Below are 21,957 nucleotides of genomic sequence, written 5' to 3'. Positions count from 1 at the left end.
TCAAACAACCATATGGATCAGACCTTATATTATATCGATATTCATGCTCATACCTGGTATACCACACCGGGTACGCGTGTTGTTCTGAATGTGTTTCCATACCAGGCTGAAAACATGAGCCTGCCATGCTCTAAGTCTGTTGGCCTCCATCCCTGGCATCTTTCTGAATCAACCTGTAAGGATCAGTTGAAAACGGTTGAACACCTCTCAAAGTCAGCAGATGTAATTGCAATTGGGGAAACGGGACTGGACAAGGCCATAGAAGTGAATTATGATTTACAGAAAGAGGTATTCGCTTCGCATCTGAAATTGGCAAAGGCTGTCAAAAAGCCCGTAATCATCCATTGTGTGCGTTCCTACAGTGAAATGCTCGCTTACCGTAAGTCATTCGATCCCAAAATTCCCTGGATATTCCACTGGTTCAACGCTGATATCTCAATTGCCCGTCAGCTGATGAAGAAAAACTGCTACCTGTCGTTCGGCCACATGCTTTTCAATGAACGAAGCAAAGCCTTCAGGCTATTTCAGCAAATTCCTCCCGAAAACCTCTTTTTTGAAACCGATGATGCCGGGTATTCCATACAGGATGTGTATGCCAGGGCGGCATCGCTGAGAAATACAACCGTTACGGATTTGCAGAAACAAATTATGGATAACTTCGTCCGCTGTTTTCATACACTATAGAATATGGATCATTGGTTAAGCCGCACAGAGCTTCTTATAGGCAAGGAAAATACGGATAAACTGAACCGGGCACACGTACTGGTCGCCGGATTGGGCGGAGTAGGCGGATATGCCGCAGAGCAGCTTTGCCGTGCCGGAATCGGTGAAATGACTGTCATTGACGGGGATGTGGTTACCATTTCAAACAGGAACCGCCAGGTGATTGCCCTTGAAAGCAATGAAGGAAAGAAAAAGGCCGACCTGTTTTCTGCGAGGCTCACCGATATTAACCCCGGAATTAAATTGCATGTTATTTCGGAATACCTGAAAGAGGATAAGTTTGAAGCCATCATGGATCAACCGTTCGATTACGTGGTGGATGCCATCGACACACTTACTCCTAAGGTCTTCCTGATTGCCGCGGCTGTAAAAAAAGGACACCGTGTAGTCAGCTCAATGGGCTCGGGAGGGAGAATCGCACCTGAATCAGTTGCCATTGCAGACATTTCTGAATCGCATCACTGCAAATTTGCCTATATGGTACGCAAATACCTTCACAGGCAGGGAATTTTCAACGGCATAACCGTAGTGTATTCCCCCGAACCGGTAAGCAAAAAAGCCATCCGTGAGGTAACCGGTGAAGAAAACAAAAGATCGGTTGTAGGCACAATATCGTATATGCCTCCGGTTTTCGGATGTTACTGCGCATCCGTGGTTATAAGGAATCTAATAGATTTACGATTTTAGATTTACGATTAACGAAGGTCACCCTGAGCGTTAACACTGAGCGTAGTTTGCAACTACGCTTCGTTTATTCCCTGTAACCGATTTTCGATTACCGATTACCGATTACCGATTACTGAATACCAATTACTGAATACCGATTACCGATTACTGAATACCGGTTACTAAATACCGGTTACCTTTTACTTTCCATAGCTTACCGATTAGACCTATCGTCATCAAGAATACGATATTAGTTTTACTCGCAAATCGTAAATCCCAAATCGTAAATCCCAAATCGTAAATCGTAAATAATCCCTGCAACCTTGTTGCAAAAATCTTGTCCATAATTAAAAACCCTTATCATGACAAAATTTCTAACAGGCATAATCTGCCTTCTCACGATCATGCTCAATGCACAGGCGCAAACCATTACTCAGACAATCCGTGGCACTGTTGTGGAAGCCACTACAGAAACACCGGTTGTGGGTGCCTCAGTTGTTATTCTGAATTCCAACCCGTTGACCGGCACTACAAGCAATGAAAAAGGACAATTCAGGCTTGAAAAGGTACCTGTGGGCCGACTTTCCCTGCAGGTAAGCTTTATTGGTTACAAAACTGTAACCCTGTCAGCCATTGAACTGATCTCCGGCAAAGAGCTTGTGCTTAAAATACCTCTTGAAGAAAATGTGATCGAAACACAGGCTGTCATTGTAAAGGCAAACTCCAGGCGTGACAAGCCGCTCAACGATATGGCCATGGTGAGCGCCCGTTCCTTCACGATTGAGCAAACTGAAAGATATGCCGGTAGCTGGGGCGACCCGGCCAGGATGACCCAGAATTTCGCCGGTGTGATGGTGGGTTCCGACCAGGTTAACGCCATTATTGTAAGAGGTAACTCCCCATCAGGATTACTCTGGAAGCTCGAAGGAGTGCCGATTCCGAATCCCAACCACTTTGGGGACATGGGTTCCACAAGCGGCCCCATCAGCATGCTCAACAACAACGTGCTCAGCAATTCCGATTTTTTCAGCGGTGCCTTTCCGTCTCAATATGGAAATGCTTTTTCAGGTGTGTTTGATCTCGGAATCCGCAATGGAAATAACGAAAAGAGAGAATACATGGGGCAGGTGGGATTTAACGGGTTCGAACTCGGTGCTGAAGGGCCCTTCTCGAAAAAATCAAATGCTTCGTACCTCGCCAATTACAGGTATTCAACAATGGGCGTTTTTGATGCCCTGGGAATTGATATCGGCGTAGGTGCCGTGCCGTATTACCAGGATCTTGCGCTGAAGATAGACATTCCTTCTGCAAAGTTGGGAAGAATATCCGTATTTGCCCTTGGCGGTAAAAATCACATTACTTTCAGTGAAGACAAAAACGAGTACAACCGGAGCACCTATACCAATTATGCTTCAACAACCGGTGTAGCAGGCGTTTCCCATATATTGAGGTTTAAAGAAAATTCAAGACTTAAAACAACAATTGCCGGAACTTATTCGGGAAACAGCACAAACAGCAATTCTTTTAAAAATGATATCAAGGATACTGATTATGGCAATGATTCTCATGAATCAAAGCTGTTTGTTTCGGAGGAATTGCGAAGCAAACTGGGCTCAAAGGATAACCTGATTGCAGGAATCAATCTTGAGGCCATTTCAATGGGATACCTTGACAGTACCTATTTGAAAGAAAGTTTCGTTTTTGTTCATCTGTATGATTACAGCGGCAATGTGAACCTTGTACAGGCATATGCCCAATGGCAGCATAAATTCTCCGACAAGTTCTCGTATGTGGCGGGGTTGCATGCGCAAAAGGTTAACCTGAACAAAGAGCTGGCACTGGAACCCCGAATTTCATTGCAATGGCAGATGAATGAAACCAATTCGCTGAGCCTGGGATTCGGTCTCCACAGCCAGATGCAACCCAGGACCATATATTTCAGGGAAGTCCTCACCGATACAATAAACCGTGTTTACACCCAGCCGAATCTTGACCTTAAATTTTCAAAAAGCAGGCACCTGGTGCTGGGTTACAACGTACTGATCAACGAAAACCTGAGACTGAAGACCGAAGCATACTACCAGGCATTGTATGACATACCTGTTAAAAGGTATCCGTCCTCCATTTCGGTAATCAATTCCGATGGGGGTTATTACGACATGAACCTCGACAGCCTCGTGAACAAAGGCAAAGGAAGAAACCTGGGAATTGAACTCACGCTTGAAAGATTTTTGTCGGGTAATTATTATTACCTGGCTACCCTTTCGGTTTTTGATTCGAAATACAGGGGAAGCGACAATGTTTTGCGAAATACCGCCTATAACGGGAACTATGTGTTGAACGTGCTGGGTGGTTATGAATTTAAGCTGCCAAAACAACAGGCAATTACGGCTGATCTGAAATTCACATGGGCAGGGGGGATGCGCTCGATACCGATTGATTTTGCACAGTCACAGCAGGAAGGTGAAACCGTTTACGATTATGCCCATGCCTTTGACAAGCCAAACAGTGATTATTACAGGGCCGACCTGAGAATTGCATTCAAGATGAACCGTAAAAAATACAGTCAGGAATGGGCAATTGATATTACCAACCTTACAAACCATAAAAACCGGTTCTTCAATATGTATAACCCAGATTCAGGCAAAATTGAAGAGGCCTCTCAAATGGGAATAGTTCCTGTAATGTTATGGAGAATAAGGTTTTAATGAAAAATGCCGGTATATAAACCGGCATTTTTGATGTTATTTTGCAGTTGAATCGGCTGCTGCCAGGGCGCTTGTTGGTAAGGGCTGTGACTCATGACCGTATAATATTTTCCATTCACCGTTTACTTTGTGGAAAAACCAACTTGAGAAGTACTCAGGCACTTTAATGGTATCACCGGTTTTAAGGTATACATCATTGGCCCCGTGCCAGTAGTAAATGAATTCAGCCGGGCTGAGCACTAAATATTTTTCTTCTTTGGTGACAAAAGACTGTCCTGACAGCGAGCCTACTGTTCCGGTAATATCTTTTGTTCTTATTACATTGCCAACAACAACCATCATGAAATTGCTATCCGCAGTATCTGATAAAGCAATTAATTCTGGCACATCAAATGTTTTAAGTGCATCCATATAGGCCTTAATCACTGGCTGTCCTTCTTCAATAACGGCTTTCAGCTGTGTATCGGTCATGGGTTTTGGCTGGGTGCTGCAGGCAATCAATGATGCAAGCGATAAAATAAATAATACAGGCTTCATGCGGTTAGATTTAGAGATTTAGAAAATGAATTGTTAAGGAAGTTTTAAAAGAAGTACAATAAATATAACGAAAATTTTGATTATCAGTGATCTGGAAAAGAATTTTTTCTATCTTAAATCTCAAATTATTTCCAATGAAAAGTACACGTCTATTTCTGATGATTCTTTTTCTGAATCTGGTATTCAATGGGTTTGCACAGAGCAACCTTCCTTCATTTATAACCGACAGTCTCGATAATTACATTAATCGTTCACTTAAGACAGAAAGGCTACCGGGCCTGGCAATTGCTGTGGTTAAGGATGGCAAAGTGGTTTTGGCAAAAGGTTATGGAGTGAAAGAATGGGGCAAAAATGACCCGGTGGATGAAAATACCCTGTTCATGATCGGCTCCAATACAAAGGCTTTTACGGCCATATCGCTGGCAATGCTTCAGTCAGAAGGAAAGCTGACACTGAATGACCAAGTGACAAAATGGATTCCTGAATTTAAACTCGATAATAAAGCTGCCGGTGAACAGGCTATCATTCGAGATATTATGTCGCACCGGATCGGGTTCAAGACGTTCCAGGGCGACTTTACCTACTGGAAAAGCGATCTGAGCCGCGAAGATGTGATCGAACGAATGGGTCATATTAAGGCAGTATACCCGTTCCGGACTGTTTATGGATACTGCAATGCGGCATTCACAGTGGCGGGACAAATTATTCCCCGTGCTACAGGTATCCAATGGGAGGATTTTGTGAAACAACGGATATTTGATCCGCTTGGAATGACAAGTACACTGCCATTAAATGCTCAAATGCCTTCAGCTGTAAACAGGACGGTTCCACATGATATCGTGAAAGGGCAGGTGGTAAGTGTTCCCTATTGCTCGATTGATAACATGGCACCGGCCGGCAGTATCTCTTCTTCGGTAAATGATATGTCGAAATGGATGATCATGCTGCTCAATAAAGGATCTTTTGAAGGAAAACAAATTGTTCCTGAAAAAGCAATTGATGAAGCCTGGTATCCGCATTCAATTGAAGGCACAGGAGGTGCACCGTTTAACAGGAGCCATTTTGAACTATATGGCCTGGGGTTCGGCATCAGGGAATATGAAGATCAAATTATTATTTCCCACACCGGAGGGGTCACAGGTTATTTATCAAGTGTCACCCTGGTTCCGGATCAAAAGCTGGGTATTGTCATCCTTACCAATTCTATCCGCAATACCCTATTTTACGCCCTGGCAGGTGAGGTCACTGATGCATTTCTCGGGCTTCCTTACAGGAATTACGAAAAGTTTTTCTATGACCGTGAACGAAGCGATATGACTGCCACCGCACATTACAGGAAACAAAAGGAAGATTCGGTTTCGATGCATCTGAAAACTGCCCTTCCTCTTGAAAAATATACAGGAGAATACGTAAACGATGTATATGGGAAGATGACAGTGCTGCTTCAAAATAACGAGCTTCATATGAAATTCAGTCATCACCAATTTGATGTAACGCTTGGCCCGTTGGGAGGAAATCGTTTTTATGCAGTTTTTTCAGATCCCGAGTTTGAAACCGCTGTATTTCCTTTTACAGTTGAAGAAGGCATGGTCAAATCAGTGACAGTAAAAGTGGCTGACTTCATTGAATATACGCCCTACCTTTTTACAAAAAAGTAAAAAATTTACTTAACGGTTAAATGAACTTTTTATGTGGTGTAGTTGTCAGTAAATTGACCGCTTTCCAAACTAACAATTAACTGTATTAACCGAACCACTATGAAAAAGTTTATTTATGTATTGCCGCTATTGCTGGCTTTGGGAATTCTTTTTGCCTGTTCAAACAAAAAGGCCAATGATGAAAAGAAGGGACCTGAACCCACGGCGATGGACACGGTAAAACGTGGAGAATACCTGGTGACCATTATGGGTTGCCATGATTGCCATTCTCCGAAAAACGTAACACCGCAGGGTGCAACCCTCATAACCGACCGGTTGCTTTCGGGTTACCAGGCGGATAAACCGGCTGCCAAACCGACTGGCAGTTGCGTGAAAAACGGATGGGCACTCATTACAATGGACCTTACAACAGCCGCCGGGCCCTGGGGACAGTCGTTTTCTGCCAACCTGACTTCAGATCAGACCGGTATCGGGAACTGGACCCTGGAGAATTTCACCCGTGCCGTTAAAGAGGGTAAATTCAAAGGACTTGAAGGCAGCAGGATATTACTACCACCTATGCCCTGGCAGAATTTTGCAGTTATCGAAGATGACGATTTGCATGCTATCTATGCTTACCTGAAAAGCACCAAGCCGATCAACAACGTGGTTCCTGCGCCCATTCCTCCAACAGAGCTGGGGATAAAATAATGACAGCCAGGGCTGTTCACGACCTCGAAACCTGGAATCCCGTCTGGCTGACATTCATTTCAACAAACCTGCCGGTGCGGTTCGGAGGATTTTCATTCAGTACTTTCCTGATCTTCAGCGCCGCCACCGGATCTTTGGCCGCTATGAGCATATACCCGCCCCCGCCGGCTCCCAGCAATTTAAAACCAGCCGTGAAATCTCCGATGACATCTATAATCCGCTGTACATCGGGTGTATTCGTTCCGCTGTCGAGCGCATTATTGAGTTTCCACGAATGCGCTACCATGCGGGCTGTATGAAGATAATCCGACTGTTGTATGGTCTGTGCCAGGTATGACGCATGTTGTTTAATTTCACCGATGATCCGCAGGCGTGTTCCTTCATTTAAAAACATTCCCCGTACAATCTCAGCCAGGATGCTTTTGGCAATGCGCGTTGTACCTGTATAATACAACAGCCAGCTGTCCTTATTGTCAGGTTGGGTAAATAACCTGTCGGGCATCCAGCGAACACTGATCTTGTCCTGGATTCCCGGCTCGGATTCGAGAAGCTTGATACCCGCAAGGATACCTCCATACTGATCCTGCCATCCTCCGCCTGTGGTTAAAAGCTGTTCAAGAATAAGGGTGCGGTGGCAAATCACACGGTGATCCCAGTTGAGCGAACAGAAATCGCTGATGGTTCCGAGTATTGTAGCTGCTAATATCGAACTTGTGCCTAGTCCGGAACCTTTTGGAATGGCTGCAAGCAAAGAGATTTCAAAGCCGCCTCCGAAATCATCGAGTTGTTCCTTAAGTGAAGAATAGGAAGTCCCGCAAAAATCAGGATGGAAACCGGCCAGGTACAGTGCCGCTTTTGGAATTGAAAAGGCAGAACCTACAAGGTTGAAGCCGGCGAGTTGTTCATACGTTTCAATAATTTCAGATACGCCGTTGTCAATAGACCGCAGAATGATTTTCTTTTCACTTGAAAGACGGATAAACACCTGGATGGGTGGCTGCCCATTCAGTTCAACGGCCATGTTGAGCACACTGCCGCCGTTCTGAAGGCAGTATGGCGGTGTATCTGACCAGCCTCCGGCCAGGTCAAGACGGGCAGGACTTCTGCCCCAAATGATCTGGTCAGAAAAAATATTAATCTTAGGAACCGAATTGCGGGGTGCTGTGTTAAGTATGGATGACCTGAGAGCGCCAAAAGCAGAACTTTCTTCGGTTGAACCATCAAGTCCTTTTAACCTGAGAATCTCAGAACGGAACATATGATTTCGGCATTGCAGAAGGGCAGGATCCGTTTCCGGCAACGGACCGGGAACCGTCATGCCGGTCCCGGCAAATTCTGCAGCCGTGTGCTTGAGGTCCGACTGGTAAAAAACACTATGCCGGTAGTTCAGGGTGAGCTTCTCAATGTTTTTCTGACGAAACGCTGTTCTCTGTCTGTTTAGCCGCTTTAAGTCAGCATTTGAGCAAAGCTCATCTGCAGAAAGCCTTGAGGATTTAAGCCATAATTGCCCTGAATCGTCCCTGTCGGATTGTCCGATCATCCATTTGACAAGTTCTTCGGCCTTTGATATATTTCCTGTAACCGGGAACAAGGGGGCCGACTGTATATCGCCTGTCTTATTCATACCGGCGGATTCAAAATCAAGCCTACGCTCTTTGAACCAGTCATTTAAAGGCTTGTTTAACCACAACGTTTCCTGCTTTCCGCATTCACCTCTGAACGTATCGGAAATATGGTAAGGCCTGATGCAAAAAGAGCTTTCACCTACAGGAACCACATCAAGGCAGATTCCGGGGTTCAGTTCAATCTCCCAGTCATTTCCCGGAACCCCGGTAATGATATGATCATGGCTGAGTTTCCATGAGGAGGGCACATGACTGTTTTCAATCCACGTATGATGGTGATGCTTTTCCCAGCTTACATCTGCAATTGAATTTTGCACAAAAAGTGAAGGATGAGGTTTTACACGGTTATGCCAGATGTTTCTCTGGTCCTGTACCCGGTTCTGAATTTTTTCAGTGGAACTGATCAGCTCCGTTGAAGTTCCGTAGTGATAGAAAGCACCGTCATTCAGGGGAACAATGGATGCGGACAGGCCGCTGATATCGCAATCTGCGGAGGACGGGTTCCGGCCCAGGCAGGTTCCGAAAGCACTGTATAAATCATAATAAGCAGGTCTAATATTGCTAAAAGACTCGCCGGTCCACCCGCATTTTTGCATCAGAATCTCAATGGCCCTGTCACTGAGAATCCATATGCCGATGTCCATAAGATACAGGTGCGAAGAGGAAAGCTTCTCAATAACGGCATGTGACGGCTTCTGTAACATAAAATCAAGTTCCGACGGGGCATTCCGGGTTGTAAAAAACACACCGTGATTGGAAGCGAGATGTGGATCGGCCCACATGCCGAAACATACAATATCGGATTCCGGCAGGTCATAGAAGACTTCGGAGGATTGAATGAGAACGTCGCCTGCTGCAATCATCACATGCTGATGCGAAGCTGATGCTTCCATGATACGTGATAGCAGTGGCATCTGAAGGTCAAGCAAAGTCTGGTCAAGTCGCTGTCCCTGGCTCCAGCGGAACACTGGGACAGGAGTAAGTATTTTTCCGGAAGGGGCATAGGCAGGAAGCCGGCGACTTTGTCCTCCGGCATGAATGATTATTTTTTTATCCGAGCCGATGTAATGCATGAAATCCTTCTCAGAATGCTTACTGTGTTCAGCCAGAAGATAAGCCGTTCCTCCGCCCGATCCGATTTTTGATCCCGCTGGATCACTGGTAACAAACCAATCTTTTTGAGAATTCCCGGTGATTTCAAAAAATGATGAAACCAGGTTCTCCGGCAATGACAGAAGCTTTTGCATAGGCATTTAGAAAGCGCTTAAGATAGAGAAATTCGACTAGTCACGCAACGAAAATTCCATATTGTTCATCCATCTATCAAAACCAAAAGTTATGAAAACCCTGATTAAAACCTTAGTTGCATTTCTTCTTTTCGCACAGTGTGACAAGTATGATGGCAGTGCCGATCTCAATTTTAATGACGGAGATTATTTTCAAAACGGATTTGTTGGCGGTGAAAAATATAAGGATTACGACGAAAATCCCTTCATAAAGACATCCGTACAACCGGTCTCAACTTTTTCAATTGACGCCGACGGTGCATCATATACCAACATGCGCCGTTTCATGTACCTGGGACAGGTACCTCCCAAAGCATCTGTAAGAGTTGAAGAGTACATTAATTTTTTCACGTTTGATTATCCTCAGCCACAAGCAGGAGAAAACATAGGTCTTAATGCCGAAATGGTATCTTGTCCGTGGCAGCCGGGTCACCATCTGCTCAGGCTTGGTATTAAAGCAATAGATATTCCCGAAGATGAAATTCCGGGTACTAACTATGTTTTCCTGATTGATGTTTCAGGTTCCATGGCCTCTTCAGACAAGCTTGGTATCCTTAAATCAGGATTTATTACAATGGCGGCAAATTTAAGGGATAAGGATAAGGTGGCCATAGTAACCTACGCAGGACAGTCGGGTGTATTGCTGCCTTCAACCGGAGGTGATGAAAAGCAGAAGATAATTGATGCCATTGAAAAACTTGGTGCAGGAGGGAGCACAGCGGGCGCGGCAGGACTGACTACAGCCTATGAAATTGCACAGGAAAACTTCATAGAAAACGGGAATAACAGGGTGATACTTGGAACAGACGGCGATTTTAATGTAGGCCCTTCATCAAACGATGAACTGATCAGCCTTATCGAAGAGAAAAGAAAAAGCGGAATATATCTGACCGTACTGGGAGTAGGTGAGGGAAACCTGAACGATTATATGATGGAACAAATTGCGGATAAAGGAAACGGTAATTACGAGTACATTGACAATGCAAAACAAATACAGAAGGTATTCATCCAGGAACGTTCAAAGTTTTATACAGTAGCAAAGGACTCAAAAATCCAGATCACATTTAACTCATCTGCGGTGGATTCATTCAGGCTGATTGGTTATGAAAACAGGAGCCTGAATGAGGACGATTTTCAAAATGACACTGTGGATGCAGGCGAAATTGGCGCATCGCAAACTATTACGGCATTGTATGAAATCATACCTGCCCCGGACGCAACCGGAAAAACAGCACGTTTTGATTTCAGGTACAAAAAACCGGGAGAAGAACAAAGTCGCCTGGTATCCATTGACGTTAACTATAATCCGGTAAGCATTGAAACCGCATCACAGGAAATGAAATTTGCGGCTGCCATTACAGGATTCGGATTGCTTATGAAACAATCCATGTATAAGGGCACCCTTACAAGACAGATGATTCTTGATCTTGGAGATTTGAATTACAATTTTGATCCCTACGGCAACAGGAGCGATTTCATTGATCTTGTGAAATCATGGAATCAATAATTCCTATTCTTTCGCCCTTTCAGGGCTGACTATTAATCAACCTGTATCACAGGGTTTCACCCTGTGCTGGGTTATACCGCCCTTTCAGAGCTATTTTGTGACAAGTTGACGTCAGTATTTATTCATGGTCTTGTAAGTACAATGGGTAATTAATCCTGCCTAACGGCAATGGATATAATAATGGCTGTAGGGAGAGTCACCCTGAAAGGGTGCAAGACACCAGGGTGAAACCCTGTGGTTGTGGTTATATGGGTTTATTCAGCCCTGAAAGGGCGAAAGAATGCCCTGTTAAAATCTTGCGGTAATCTTATAAAAACTGATGCTCCTGTTCCGGAATGCAGGTATAACAATGGTTTCATGGAGAGTATCATAAAACCTAATCGGTTCGGGGAATAATTGTTTCTTTTTCCAGGGTACCAGGGCTTGTTTTGATACATTCCCGAATTCGTCGATGGTTACTGCCAGTAGGTATGATTTTCTAGGCCGGCTGAATGCCTTACCCGCCGGATTATTCATGTTCCTGATATCGTCGTTGTAAAACAATACAATTTTATTCCCGTCTACAGGCGCCATCAGTGCATAGGAACACAGGTTATTGGCACTGGCATCCATATATCCCGTCCCCCTTATAAAATCGCGGTAATCAACCAGGTCTATATCAGGGGCTGAAATATTGTTATAATTGAAATTCTGCCTTTTTGCAATGATACGGGTCCAGTACACCTGTCCGCTTAAATCATAATTGGTGACTATGATATTGTTGTACGTGTTATAGGTTTGATGAAAAACCTGTTCGGCAATGAGGATCATTTTTCCGTCGTTTCGCAGAAGGATATCCGTAATGACATAACTCAGCAACTCTTCATTACGGATAGTAGGTTCGTTCATGGCTGTCAGTTCTGCCATGGTGGCATCGTCAAAAGCATTCAGCTGTGTATCCACGATCTGTGAAGTAATGCCGTCGATCCGCATGAAGAAAGTTCCTCTTATCCCGGTTTTAAATATTTCAGAATACAATCCGGCACAGATCAGGTCCCCGTTCTCGCCGGCTATTATCCTTATTCCCCTTATATATTTATCATTCAGTGTGATGGGGTATTCATTGAAATCATTGCCGTCACGGGTATACCTGTAAATGGCGTACATGTTACGGTAATCACGGATCAGTGATATGATCGATTCCCTTTTCATGAGGCTGAGCACCGAGACATTACCGGTTTCGTCCACCAGGTAGAGATTGTCCCTTGGCCCCTGACCCCTGAATTCAAATGAATCCTTCCTTTTCCAGATAAGCTCAAGATTCTCACCAAATACATACATTTCGTTGAATTGGGAACCCGACCAGGTTAGTTTTGTCCTGCAGGCAACAAGTAGTTTTGTTTCATTCTTCGAAAGGGCAAAATGAAAATCAGCCCAGGCTCCTTTGATATTTTTGATTGTTGTAATTGTGATCGGCTCTGTAAGCGGAAGCAGGCTGTTCTTATCAATCTTCTGGTAGTATAGCGTTATATCATTTATGCGTGTATGGGAAAAGAAAATATACAATTCGTTGTAAAAATGAAATGCGGCCTGCAACTGGTATGTCTTCAATCCCTGGAACAGTTTAATGGATTCTTCATTGACTGAATTCAGATGATTATCCATTTTCTCAATGAAATACTGTGTTCCCGTAAATTTCATGACATAGTACCTTTCGGCATCATGTCCGAATACCTGGTGCATTTTGATGATGCTGTTTAGTATGTCATTTCTGCTTTGAGTAACCTCGAATTCCTGGGCATTCAGAAGGCCCGTTGAAATGAAAAGCAATGATATTAAAGCAATAGGGAGATTCTGCAGGAGTTTCATGACAGGCTATTATTTAACTGATAATCAAAGCTAGCAAAGATTTTTCAGAAAAACTTTACCTTTGATATGACCCTTTGCTTCCAATAATCCCTAATAGGAAAGGCCTGAAAGCCCGAACAAATAATCAGAGAGTCAATTAGGGTCACCCCGTCCTAAAGGCACGGGGCTATTAAAACAGTACTTTGGCATATTAGCATATTAGCACATTATCACATTATCACATTATCACATTAGCACATTAGCACATTAGCACATTAGCACATTAGCACATTATCACATTAGCACATTATCACATTATCACATTATCACATTAGCACATTAGCACATTAGCACATTAGCACATTATCTCATATGATATCATTCAGACCCATCTCACCCAACGATAATCCCGCCATTGCCGAACTTATCCGGAAAGTGTTCCGTGAATTTAAAATCGACAGGCCCGGAACTGTATTTACAGATCCCACAACCGATCGCCTTTATGAACTTTTCCGCACTGCCGGCTCATGTTACTGGATTGCCTGGGAAGACAACCTGACAGCGTCGCCTAACAACCTGACAGCGTCGCCATACCTGTCAGCGTTGTCGAACAATATACAATTAAAAATGCTCGGCGGCTGCGGAATTTACCCCACTCCGGGCCTTCCTGAAGGATGTGCCGAACTGGTGAAATTATATGTATCTGCCGAATACCGTGGAAAGGGCATAGGATTAAAACTGATGGAAAAGTGCTTTGAATCGGCAAAAGAAATGGGGTACCGCCAGCTTTACCTTGAAACACTGCCTGAATTATCAAAGGCCGTTGGCATGTATGAAAAAGCCGGTTTCCGGTACCTCTCCTGCAGACTGGGCAACAGTGGCCATTTCAATTGCAACATATGGATGATTAAGGAGGTTTGAGGTTGGTCTTTTGGTCTTCTGGTCTTCTGGTCTTCTGGTCCAGGGACTATAGGGACCATAGGGACTTTAGGGACACTAAGGACAACCAGTCACCAGTCACCAATCACCAGTCACCAGTCACCAATCACCAGTCACCAATCACCAGTCACCAGTCACCATTCACTATTTCTCATTCGTAAATCGTTAAATCGTAAATTTTTACTATCTTTCTTTTCCCAACTCCCACAACGTGAAAACCTTCTTCGCTTTTCTGGTTCTTTTTTTATTCCTTCTCAACGGATGCAAAAAAGAAGACGAGGACATTCAATCCAATTATGTCATTAAAGATGTAAACTTACTTCACTCCCTGCTTGATCTGAACATCGATTTAAACGGCGACAGTATCATAAGTCCGGCTGAAGCCTCAAAAATTACTTCACTGTATTTGCAGTCGAAGGGTATAAACGACATGAGCGGTATTGAGATGTTTATTCACCTTAAAGATCTGATCTGCAGCTATAACCAGATCACAACCATTAACATATCAGCACTTCCAGAATTGGAATATCTTTATTGTGAAGGCAACCTCCTTACCCGACTGGACGTTTCACAAAATCCGGCATTGAAGTTTTTGGATTGCAGTTATAATAAGATAGCATCCATAGACTTGACTGCCTTGGGAAATCTTTCAAGTCTGAATTTAAGTGGGAATAAACTTACAACTATTGATGTTTCGAAAAATTATGCCCTTGCTGATCTTACTATAGGATATAACCCGATCTCAGTTCTTGATGTAAAACATAATAACCTATTAAGTTATCTGGGCATATGGAATATGCATCTTACATCACTTGATTTGTCAGAGAACCATTGGCTATCCAATTTGAATTGCACAAATAACCGGATCAGCAGCCTTGATCTGTCACATAATAAGGATTTGATATCACTTTGGTGTGGAGGGAATAATTTGAGTACACTTGATTTGTCTGAAAATAAAAATATTTCAAGTCTTTTTTGCAGTTACAACCATCTCACATCCCTTGATCTCAGCAACCTATCTTCGTTATACGAATTGAATTGTAATGATAATACCATTGCCTCCCTCGAACTTAGTCATCAGAACGGATTGTTATCTTTGGAATGTCGCAATAACGAGCTGACGGAGCTTTCTATTCCGAACTTAACCCAGTTGCAACTTCTGCGATGTGACAGCAATCAGTTAACTCAGCTGGATATCTCTAATCAATCCCAATTGTATTCATTATACTGCCAGAACAATCAATTGACAACACTGGATGTTTCAAAAAATACGAATCTGGTATATCTGCATTGCAATAACAATAATCTCACATCCCTGGATATTTCGCAAAACATAGATCTCATGAACCTCTATTGTCAGAATAACCGGCTGACAAACCTGATTACATCTGGCCTTCCCGGCTTACGAATTCTTGCCTGCGGCGGAAACCAGTTTACAAGTCTCGATCTTTCTGAAAATTATTACCTGGGTATAGGTGTCTATATAGGAATTCCGTACTTTCTGGAATTGAACGATATGCCCGGCCTTGAAAAAGTATGTGTCTGGTCAGTGCCTTTCCCTTATCCCGGTTTTCGAGTAAATCTCTCCGGCAGTCCGAACATTCAGTTTTCAACAGAGTGTAATTTTTAATTTTACAGATATGAGCCTGCGATCCTTTATTTTTCTGGCTATGCTGGTTTGTTTCACACAGTGCAAAAAGGAAGATATCGATTCCGTTTCCGGGATTACAGATTCGGTTTTTTTTAATGTTCTGATTCAATCAGGAATTGATGTAAACCATGATAATAAAATCAGTTTACAGGAAGCTGCTGCTGTGAAAACAATAGATGCGGCAGGCTATGGGATTATGGATCTGGGCGGCATTGAGCAGTTCATTAACCTCGATACGCTTTATTGCAGCAGTAACCAGTTAACCCGGCTAAACCTCTCAGGAAATCCGAATCTGAAAGTTTTAATTTGTTATTATAATCAACTGATCAGTCTCGATGTTTCACATAATCCCCTTTTGACAACGCTTGCCTGTGAAGGCAACAAATTAACCGAAATGGATATTTCAAAAAACACGGAACTCAGGTATTTATATACCGGTTACAATCAGCTCACGTCGCTGGATGTATCGCATAATTCTGACTTGAATACATTAAGCTGTCACAACAATGAATTAAAAACTCTTCAGACTGAAAACAAGGCAAAGCTGGAATATCTTGATTGTTCATATAACAGGTTAACCTCCCTGGATGCCTCGGGTGATCTGGCTTTGGAAAACTTATATTGTGACGCCAATGAATTGACGGAAATTGACATAACCGATAACCCGGTTCTGGAGAGATTTTCCTGTTCCCAAAATAAAATCACTTCTATAACAGTTTCGAATACGTATAATTCAAAACTCAGTTTTCTGGGGTGCTCCTACAACCCGATCACAACGCTGAAACTTGACAATGATTCCCTTTTCTCACTTTTCTGTGATCATACATCACTAACCACACTGAATTTATGCGGGGTTAAGCGTCTCGACTGGTTGAATTGCTCGTATAACCCGATAACCAGCCTTGATCTTACAGGTAATGCAGCACTTACGATACTCGATTGTACCGGTGACCAGCTTACTAACCTGGATGTATCAATGAATACCGGCCTGCTGTTTTTGTATTGCGGGGGCAACCAGCTTACATCTCTTGATATCTCAAAAAATCTTTCGATCGGGCTTGGAGAATCAGGTGGCTGTGGTGGCGGAGCTTACCTGGACATAAGCAATATGCCCACACTCGAAAAAGTATGTGTGTTCAGAACGCCTTTCCCGCCGATCGGATTTATATTGAATATGGAAGGCAGTCCGAATGTTTACTTTTCGCAGGATTGTAGTCAGTGACTGGTGACAGTAACTGGTGACTGGTGACTGGTGACTGGTTGTCTTTAGTGTCCCTAAAGTCCTTAAAGTCCCTATAGTCCCTGGACAAACAGACCAGTAGACCATCAGACCAGCAGACTATTTCTCTGCCTTCATCGCCTCCACCAGCATCTTAGTTAGTTCTGCCGTTCCGTTGGCTTTCCCGTACATTTTTGTCTGCATCGGGCAAATTCCTGAAGTCATAATATTTCCGTCCCGTATAACTCCTTCTCCGCTGAATATTGCGCCTTCAAAATCAGTCTTCCATTGATTGACATAAGATTCAACGAAAGCATACTTCTTACCTTTAAGCAGTCCGGCTTTGGCAAGGATTAAAACAGCTCCCGTTTCAGCAGCAAGAGGTTTATTCTGTTCGGTAATACTTTTTACAAATCTTCTCTCTTCAGGTGTAATTACCGTATCCTTAGCTGCCATGCATGGAATAATGAAACCCGCATAGTTCTTAACATTCGCCTCACTTAGCTTTAAATCGGGTTGAATTGAAATTGAATCTGAATTTAATAATTCACCTGAAAGGGTAGCTATTTCAACAGTGAAGCCTGATTCCTGGAGAATTTGTTTCATCAGACCCGCCTCATTTTTCAGCATATACCCGGTATCATAGGAATTATCCTGGATAAACATAAGAACTTTTGGGGTTTCAGCCTTAAAAGACAAAAGAATGATCGGGATGATCATCAGAAGGGTTAATTTTTTCATGATTCAGGGATTTAGTTAGTTTGATCAAATGTACGGCAATGTATCGCCAAAGTCAACTATTTGGGCAAAATTAGCACAACCGTACTCTGAACTCCGGATCCCCTCCCTGTCCCTGGCGTCCCTATTGTCCCTAAAGTCCCTACTCTTCCCTTATGAGCGCCACGATGAAACTCCCGTAATCATTGGTTGCATAAGCATTGATTTTTTTCAAATCATCCAATACAAGGATGGCTCTAACCTCTGAACCACTAAATGAATATTTAAAAAGGACAGAATCACTTTTCACCTGGAGATCATAAGCGGTGATGAATTCATTAATGGCATCGTATTTAACGAGGATGGTATCTTTCTTCAATTCCAGGTATCCGGTAGCTGCATCACCCAGGGAGGGATCATTCCATTTCCATTTTCCGAGATATGCATCGGGGATCTGGGCATTCGAGGTAAGATAGAAACAGCCAAGCAGTGTGGCTGCAATGAGCAATTTAAAAGCTTTCGTTTTCATTGATTTTAATCATTAGTGGTTGAGGGCAAGAAGTTAGTGAATTATAGATGACAGAGGGTTGGTAATTCCACAAATTCACTAAAATATTTTCAGGCATTTGAAATAAAATAGAAATAAATACTACTTTTATCTAACAATGTTAGATTTTATAACATCGAATGGGACATATTGAACGAAGGATAAGAGAGAAAGAGAGAATCAGGAAGCGAATTATTGAATCCGCTCTTAATATTGCCACTAAAAAAGGTTGGGAAGCCGTCACAATCAGAAAGATTGCTGATGCCATTGAATATACGCCCCCTATAGTTTATGAACATTTTAAAAATAAAGAAGATCTTTTTAATGAATTGGTTCTGTTAGGTCATCGCAGACTGACGGACAGTGCAATTCTCGCTATAGGGAATGAAACGGATTCCAGGAAGATCCTGATGATTTTCTCAATGAAATTCTGGGATTTTGCATTTGAAAATAAGGAATTGTACCAGCTTATGTTCAGTCTTAACAGCAAAATTCCGGATAAGGAAGTGATTTCATTGATTCAAAAATTCCATGCCATATTCACGGAATTGGTTGGCGATGAAAAAATCGCACCTGAGGCGATGTTCAGCTATATGTGTTTACAGCAGGGATATATATATAACGTGAAACAAATGGGGCTTCCGCCGGGCTTTGAAGGGAAAGACCCTAAAAAGTTATTTAAAAAGGCGATAAGCAAGTACATCAGAGACATATAATTTTTTTCATAAATCTAATATTGTTGGATTTTGTATCGATGATATCCTATTTACTATTAATAACAATGCAAAATGAGAAAATCAATTCTTTATGCGGGAATCCTTTCACTTGGCGTACTGTACAATTGTACCGGTAAACCCGAGTTTACGCAGGTAAAACTGGAGGCTAGAAAAGCCCCCATAATAAAAGAAGGAGGATATGAATTTAAGGATCTGAATAAAAATGAGAAGTTAGATCCTTACGAAGACTGGCGTTTACCGGTTGATCAGCGCATCGATAACCTCATTAGCCTGATGACACTGGAAGAAAAGGTTGGTTTGATGTTTCATCCAAACATAGCGGTTCCGGCCGATGGTAAAGTAGTTTATGATTCAAGGAAAGAATTGGGAAATGAAGCCTATGCCGGCCCTGTTGGCCCAGGAGGTCAGGGTGGCAAAGCAATGGGTATGGGTCAGATGCAGGTTGGCGCTGATGCTAAAACTTTCATTGAAGAAAAGAACTTTCGCAATATCCTGAACAACGGGGTTGCACCTCCCAAAGAATTTGCCATTTGGTCTAACTCGATGCAGGAATATGCCGAGGCTTCGCGGTTGGGCATTCCTATCATGTTCTCCACGGATCCCCGTCATGGCGCCACTTTAGGTGCACATGTCAGCGGCAAACAGTATTTTTCACAATGGCCCAGTAAGGAAGGGCAGGTTGGAATCACTGCATCCCGAGATACCGGACTTCTTAAGAAATTCGGAGAAACTGTTGCTGAAGAATACAGGGCAGTCGGACTTCATATGATCCTCGGGCCCCAGATAGATCTTATGACCGAACCCCGGTGGAGCCGTAATATGGGTTGCTTTTCAGAGGATGCTGAATTGACTGCTGAAATGCTGGCCGCATTTATGGACGGAGCCCAGGGTGCAAAAGTAGGTCCGGACAAAATTCTGGTTCATTTAAAACACTGGCCGGGATCAGGTCCGCACAAAGACGGCAAAGGAGAATGGCTTGTTTATCCGGGAAACAACCTGGATTACCAGCTCCTGCCATGGAAAAAGGGCATTGAAAAAGGAGCGCTGGCGGTTATGGGGTACTACAGCGGGACTTATGTGGACACTTTCAATGTTTGTTTCTCTCCATACTGGTCAACCAAGGTCCTGTACGATCAACTGGGTTTCAAGGGTGCCATTTGCACGGATTGGGGTGTTGTAGGACGCGTAGGTCCGATGAATCCACGATTCGCCGGTAAAACAACCCTTAAAGACAATATGGCAATGGTTGTCAATGCAGGTGTCGACCAGATGGGAAGTGAGACTGAAAACGAACTACTGATAGAATTGGTAAAGGAGGGCAGAGTAACAGAAGATCGGATCAATCGTGCGGCAAAACACATTCTTCAATGGCATTTCCTATTAGGATTATTTGAGGATCCTTATGTTGATCCGGATGCTGCTGTTAAAATACTTCAAAGTGAAAAGAATCAGAAGGACGGTTACCAGGCCCAGCTTGAATCGATTGTACTGCTAACAAACGACGGACTGCTTCCTGCAAAAAAGGGTATTAAGTTATATACCGAAGGTATCGATAAGCAAATAGCAGCCAATTATGGAACTATTGTGGAGAATCCGAAAGATGCAGATCTTATTCTTGTCCGGACAGGCACTGCCGAAGATACGGGATTCCCGGGATTTGGGGGTGCAGCTAAAGATGGGAAACAGCCTACCAGGGAAGAGATGGAGAAAATGATGAAAGAAGCGATGAAAAGAATGAATGAAAGAGAAGTAAATCTTAACCTTCCTGATAAAATCTGGGGAAATATTAAAAGATTACATCAGACCGGAAAACCAATAGTTGTCGCGTTCAATCCTAGCGGATCCAGCGTTGTGCTTCCCGGCGACCTGAAAGAGGTGACGAATGGCTCGATCATGGTTTTCGATGCACTTGATAATGCTTTATTGGATGTGGTATTTGGCGTCTTCAATCCAAAAGGGAAACTTCCGTTTGAAATCCCGGCATCCATGGAAGATGTTAAAAATCAAAAAGAGGACGTTCCTTTTGATGCCCCTAATAAGGCTTTCAATTTCGGGGATGGCTTATCCTATAATTGAAACTAATTAAATTATACCAGTATGGTCGCAGGCTAGTCAGTCTGCGACCATTTCAGGTGATGACCAAATGGAGTTTTCGGTATCAGGTAAAATATTAAAAGACTTACAGACTGATTATGGAAATAAAACATTCCGTGCATCTATAGAACAAAAAAAAACACATCCATTATGAAAACCCAAAAATTATTTCTTGTGCTTCTTCTTTGTTCTGGTATGGTATACGGAATGTCTTCAGTGTGGGGACAAACCAACAATCAGGATCAGGAAATAAAAGTAGATTCAGGCATTTTAAAATCCTATGTGGGCCGGTATGCTTATACAGATGGCACAATCAGTATTATAGCATATAAAGATGGTCAATTGTATATTCAATATACAGGTCAGCCCGAATTGCCCATATTCCCGTCATCAGAAGATGAGTTCTTTCTTAAAGTGGTTGAAGCACATTTGAAATTTATAAAAGATGAGACCGGAAAGGTTATCCACCTCGTTCACCGTCAGAATGGAATGCAGTTTGAGCCAGTGCGACTGTCTGATGAAAATATTATAAAAGTGGATCCGGTAATTTATGATAAATACGTTGGAAAATACATGGGTGATAACAATCAGATTATTGAGGTTTATAAAGAAGGCGATAAGTTGTTTGGAAGAACTCCGGGACTTCCGGTTTGTCAGCTTCTTCCTGTATCAGAAACCGAATTCTTTCCAAAAGAAGTTAATGCCCGGGTATGGTTTATTATTAGTAATGACGGTTTGGTAAACTCAGCAAATATTGATTTCAACGGGTATAAATCAAATGCTCCGAGGATCAGGGAATAGTCAGAAAAAATTTATGCTTTATTAT

17 protein-coding genes are annotated in these 21,957 nt (G+C 42.9%); 12 read left to right on the top strand and 5 right to left on the bottom strand.

The features are described from left to right. The first annotated feature begins 12 nt into the window (after window positions 1-12). The 3 genes from VK179_17485 to VK179_17475 all read left to right on the top strand — a co-directional run bounded on the left by VK179_17485 (window position 13) and on the right by VK179_17475 (window position 4,097). Complete coding sequence (locus tag VK179_17485; protein HLO60547.1) at window positions 13-684, top strand: TatD family hydrolase; 672 nt, start codon at window positions 13-15, stop codon at window positions 682-684. A gap of 3 nt (window positions 685-687) precedes the next feature. Beyond that, entirely contained in the window at window positions 688-1,410 is a 723-nt protein-coding gene (locus VK179_17480; GenBank protein ID HLO60546.1) for a tRNA threonylcarbamoyladenosine dehydratase, read from the top strand. Window positions 1,411-1,751: 341 nt separating this feature from the next. Further along, window positions 1,752-4,097, top strand: coding sequence for a TonB-dependent receptor (locus VK179_17475; GenBank protein ID HLO60545.1), 2,346 nt, complete (start codon window positions 1,752-1,754; stop codon window positions 4,095-4,097). Between the two features lie 36 nt (window positions 4,098-4,133). Here VK179_17475 and VK179_17470 read toward each other — a convergent pair whose 3' ends face one another. Then, a complete protein-coding gene (locus VK179_17470) occupies window positions 4,134-4,634 on the bottom strand; it encodes a hypothetical protein (protein ID HLO60544.1) in 501 nt (166 codons plus the stop codon). A 134-nt stretch (window positions 4,635-4,768) separates the two neighbouring features. On the opposite strand from VK179_17470, the gene VK179_17465 reads away from it, so the two are divergent. Together VK179_17465 and VK179_17460 are read left to right on the top strand one after the other, a co-directional pair. After that, entirely contained in the window at window positions 4,769-6,292 is a 1,524-nt protein-coding gene (locus VK179_17465) for a serine hydrolase (protein HLO60543.1), read from the top strand. 99 nt (window positions 6,293-6,391) lie between these two features. Next, complete coding sequence (locus VK179_17460) at window positions 6,392-6,982, top strand: hypothetical protein (GenBank protein HLO60542.1); 591 nt, start codon at window positions 6,392-6,394, stop codon at window positions 6,980-6,982. A 16-nt stretch (window positions 6,983-6,998) separates the two neighbouring features. Here VK179_17460 and VK179_17455 read toward each other — a convergent pair whose 3' ends face one another. Then, window positions 6,999-9,854: a bifunctional fucokinase/fucose-1-phosphate guanylyltransferase gene (locus tag VK179_17455; GenBank protein HLO60541.1), complete on the bottom strand. Its 2,856-nt coding sequence runs from the start codon at window positions 9,852-9,854 to the stop codon at window positions 6,999-7,001. A 91-nt stretch (window positions 9,855-9,945) separates the two neighbouring features. On the opposite strand from VK179_17455, the gene VK179_17450 reads away from it, so the two are divergent. After that, the gene (locus VK179_17450; GenBank protein HLO60540.1) at window positions 9,946-11,400 is read left to right on the top strand and encodes a von Willebrand factor type A domain-containing protein; all 1,455 of its coding nucleotides are present in this window, start codon (window positions 9,946-9,948) and stop codon (window positions 11,398-11,400) included. 288 nt (window positions 11,401-11,688) lie between these two features. On the opposite strand, the gene VK179_17445 is transcribed toward VK179_17450, so the two are convergent. Then, window positions 11,689-13,248, bottom strand: coding sequence for a hypothetical protein (locus VK179_17445; protein HLO60539.1), 1,560 nt, complete (start codon window positions 13,246-13,248; stop codon window positions 11,689-11,691). Window positions 13,249-13,599: 351 nt separating this feature from the next. Here VK179_17445 and VK179_17440 point away from each other — a divergent pair, with 351 nt between their 5' ends. The 3 genes from VK179_17440 (at window position 13,600) to VK179_17430 (ending at window position 17,039) form a co-directional block, all read left to right on the top strand. Then, window positions 13,600-14,148: a GNAT family N-acetyltransferase gene (locus VK179_17440; protein HLO60538.1), complete on the top strand. Its 549-nt coding sequence runs from the start codon at window positions 13,600-13,602 to the stop codon at window positions 14,146-14,148. Window positions 14,149-14,377: 229 nt separating this feature from the next. Next, window positions 14,378-15,796, top strand: a complete 1,419-nt coding sequence (locus tag VK179_17435) for a leucine-rich repeat domain-containing protein (protein ID HLO60537.1) — start codon at window positions 14,378-14,380, stop codon at window positions 15,794-15,796. Window positions 15,797-15,806: 10 nt separating this feature from the next. Next, window positions 15,807-17,039, top strand: a complete 1,233-nt coding sequence (locus VK179_17430) for a hypothetical protein (GenBank protein HLO60536.1) — start codon at window positions 15,807-15,809, stop codon at window positions 17,037-17,039. A 117-nt stretch (window positions 17,040-17,156) separates the two neighbouring features. Here the strand turns inward: VK179_17430 and VK179_17425 are convergent, their stop codons facing one another. After that, a complete protein-coding gene (locus VK179_17425; protein ID HLO60535.1) occupies window positions 17,157-17,777 on the bottom strand; it encodes a DJ-1/PfpI family protein in 621 nt (206 codons plus the stop codon). Window positions 17,778-17,916: 139 nt separating this feature from the next. Next, a complete protein-coding gene (locus VK179_17420) occupies window positions 17,917-18,282 on the bottom strand; it encodes a hypothetical protein (GenBank protein ID HLO60534.1) in 366 nt (121 codons plus the stop codon). A 158-nt stretch (window positions 18,283-18,440) separates the two neighbouring features. On the opposite strand from VK179_17420, the gene VK179_17415 reads away from it, so the two are divergent. From VK179_17415 to VK179_17405, 3 genes are all read left to right on the top strand, one after another. Then, on the top strand, window positions 18,441-19,016 hold the full coding sequence (locus VK179_17415) for a TetR/AcrR family transcriptional regulator (GenBank protein ID HLO60533.1): 576 nt from the start codon (window positions 18,441-18,443) through the stop codon (window positions 19,014-19,016). Window positions 19,017-19,088: 72 nt separating this feature from the next. Next, on the top strand, window positions 19,089-21,113 hold the full coding sequence (locus tag VK179_17410) for a glycoside hydrolase family 3 N-terminal domain-containing protein (protein HLO60532.1): 2,025 nt from the start codon (window positions 19,089-19,091) through the stop codon (window positions 21,111-21,113). Between the two features lie 168 nt (window positions 21,114-21,281). Then, window positions 21,282-21,932: a DUF3471 domain-containing protein gene (locus tag VK179_17405; GenBank protein HLO60531.1), complete on the top strand. Its 651-nt coding sequence runs from the start codon at window positions 21,282-21,284 to the stop codon at window positions 21,930-21,932. Window positions 21,933-21,957: the final 25 nt, after the last annotated feature.

The organism is Bacteroidales bacterium (genome assembly GCA_035299085.1).
Classification (GTDB): domain Bacteria; phylum Bacteroidota; class Bacteroidia; order Bacteroidales; family UBA10428; genus UBA5072.
This window is presented reverse-complemented; position numbering and strand designations above follow the sequence as displayed.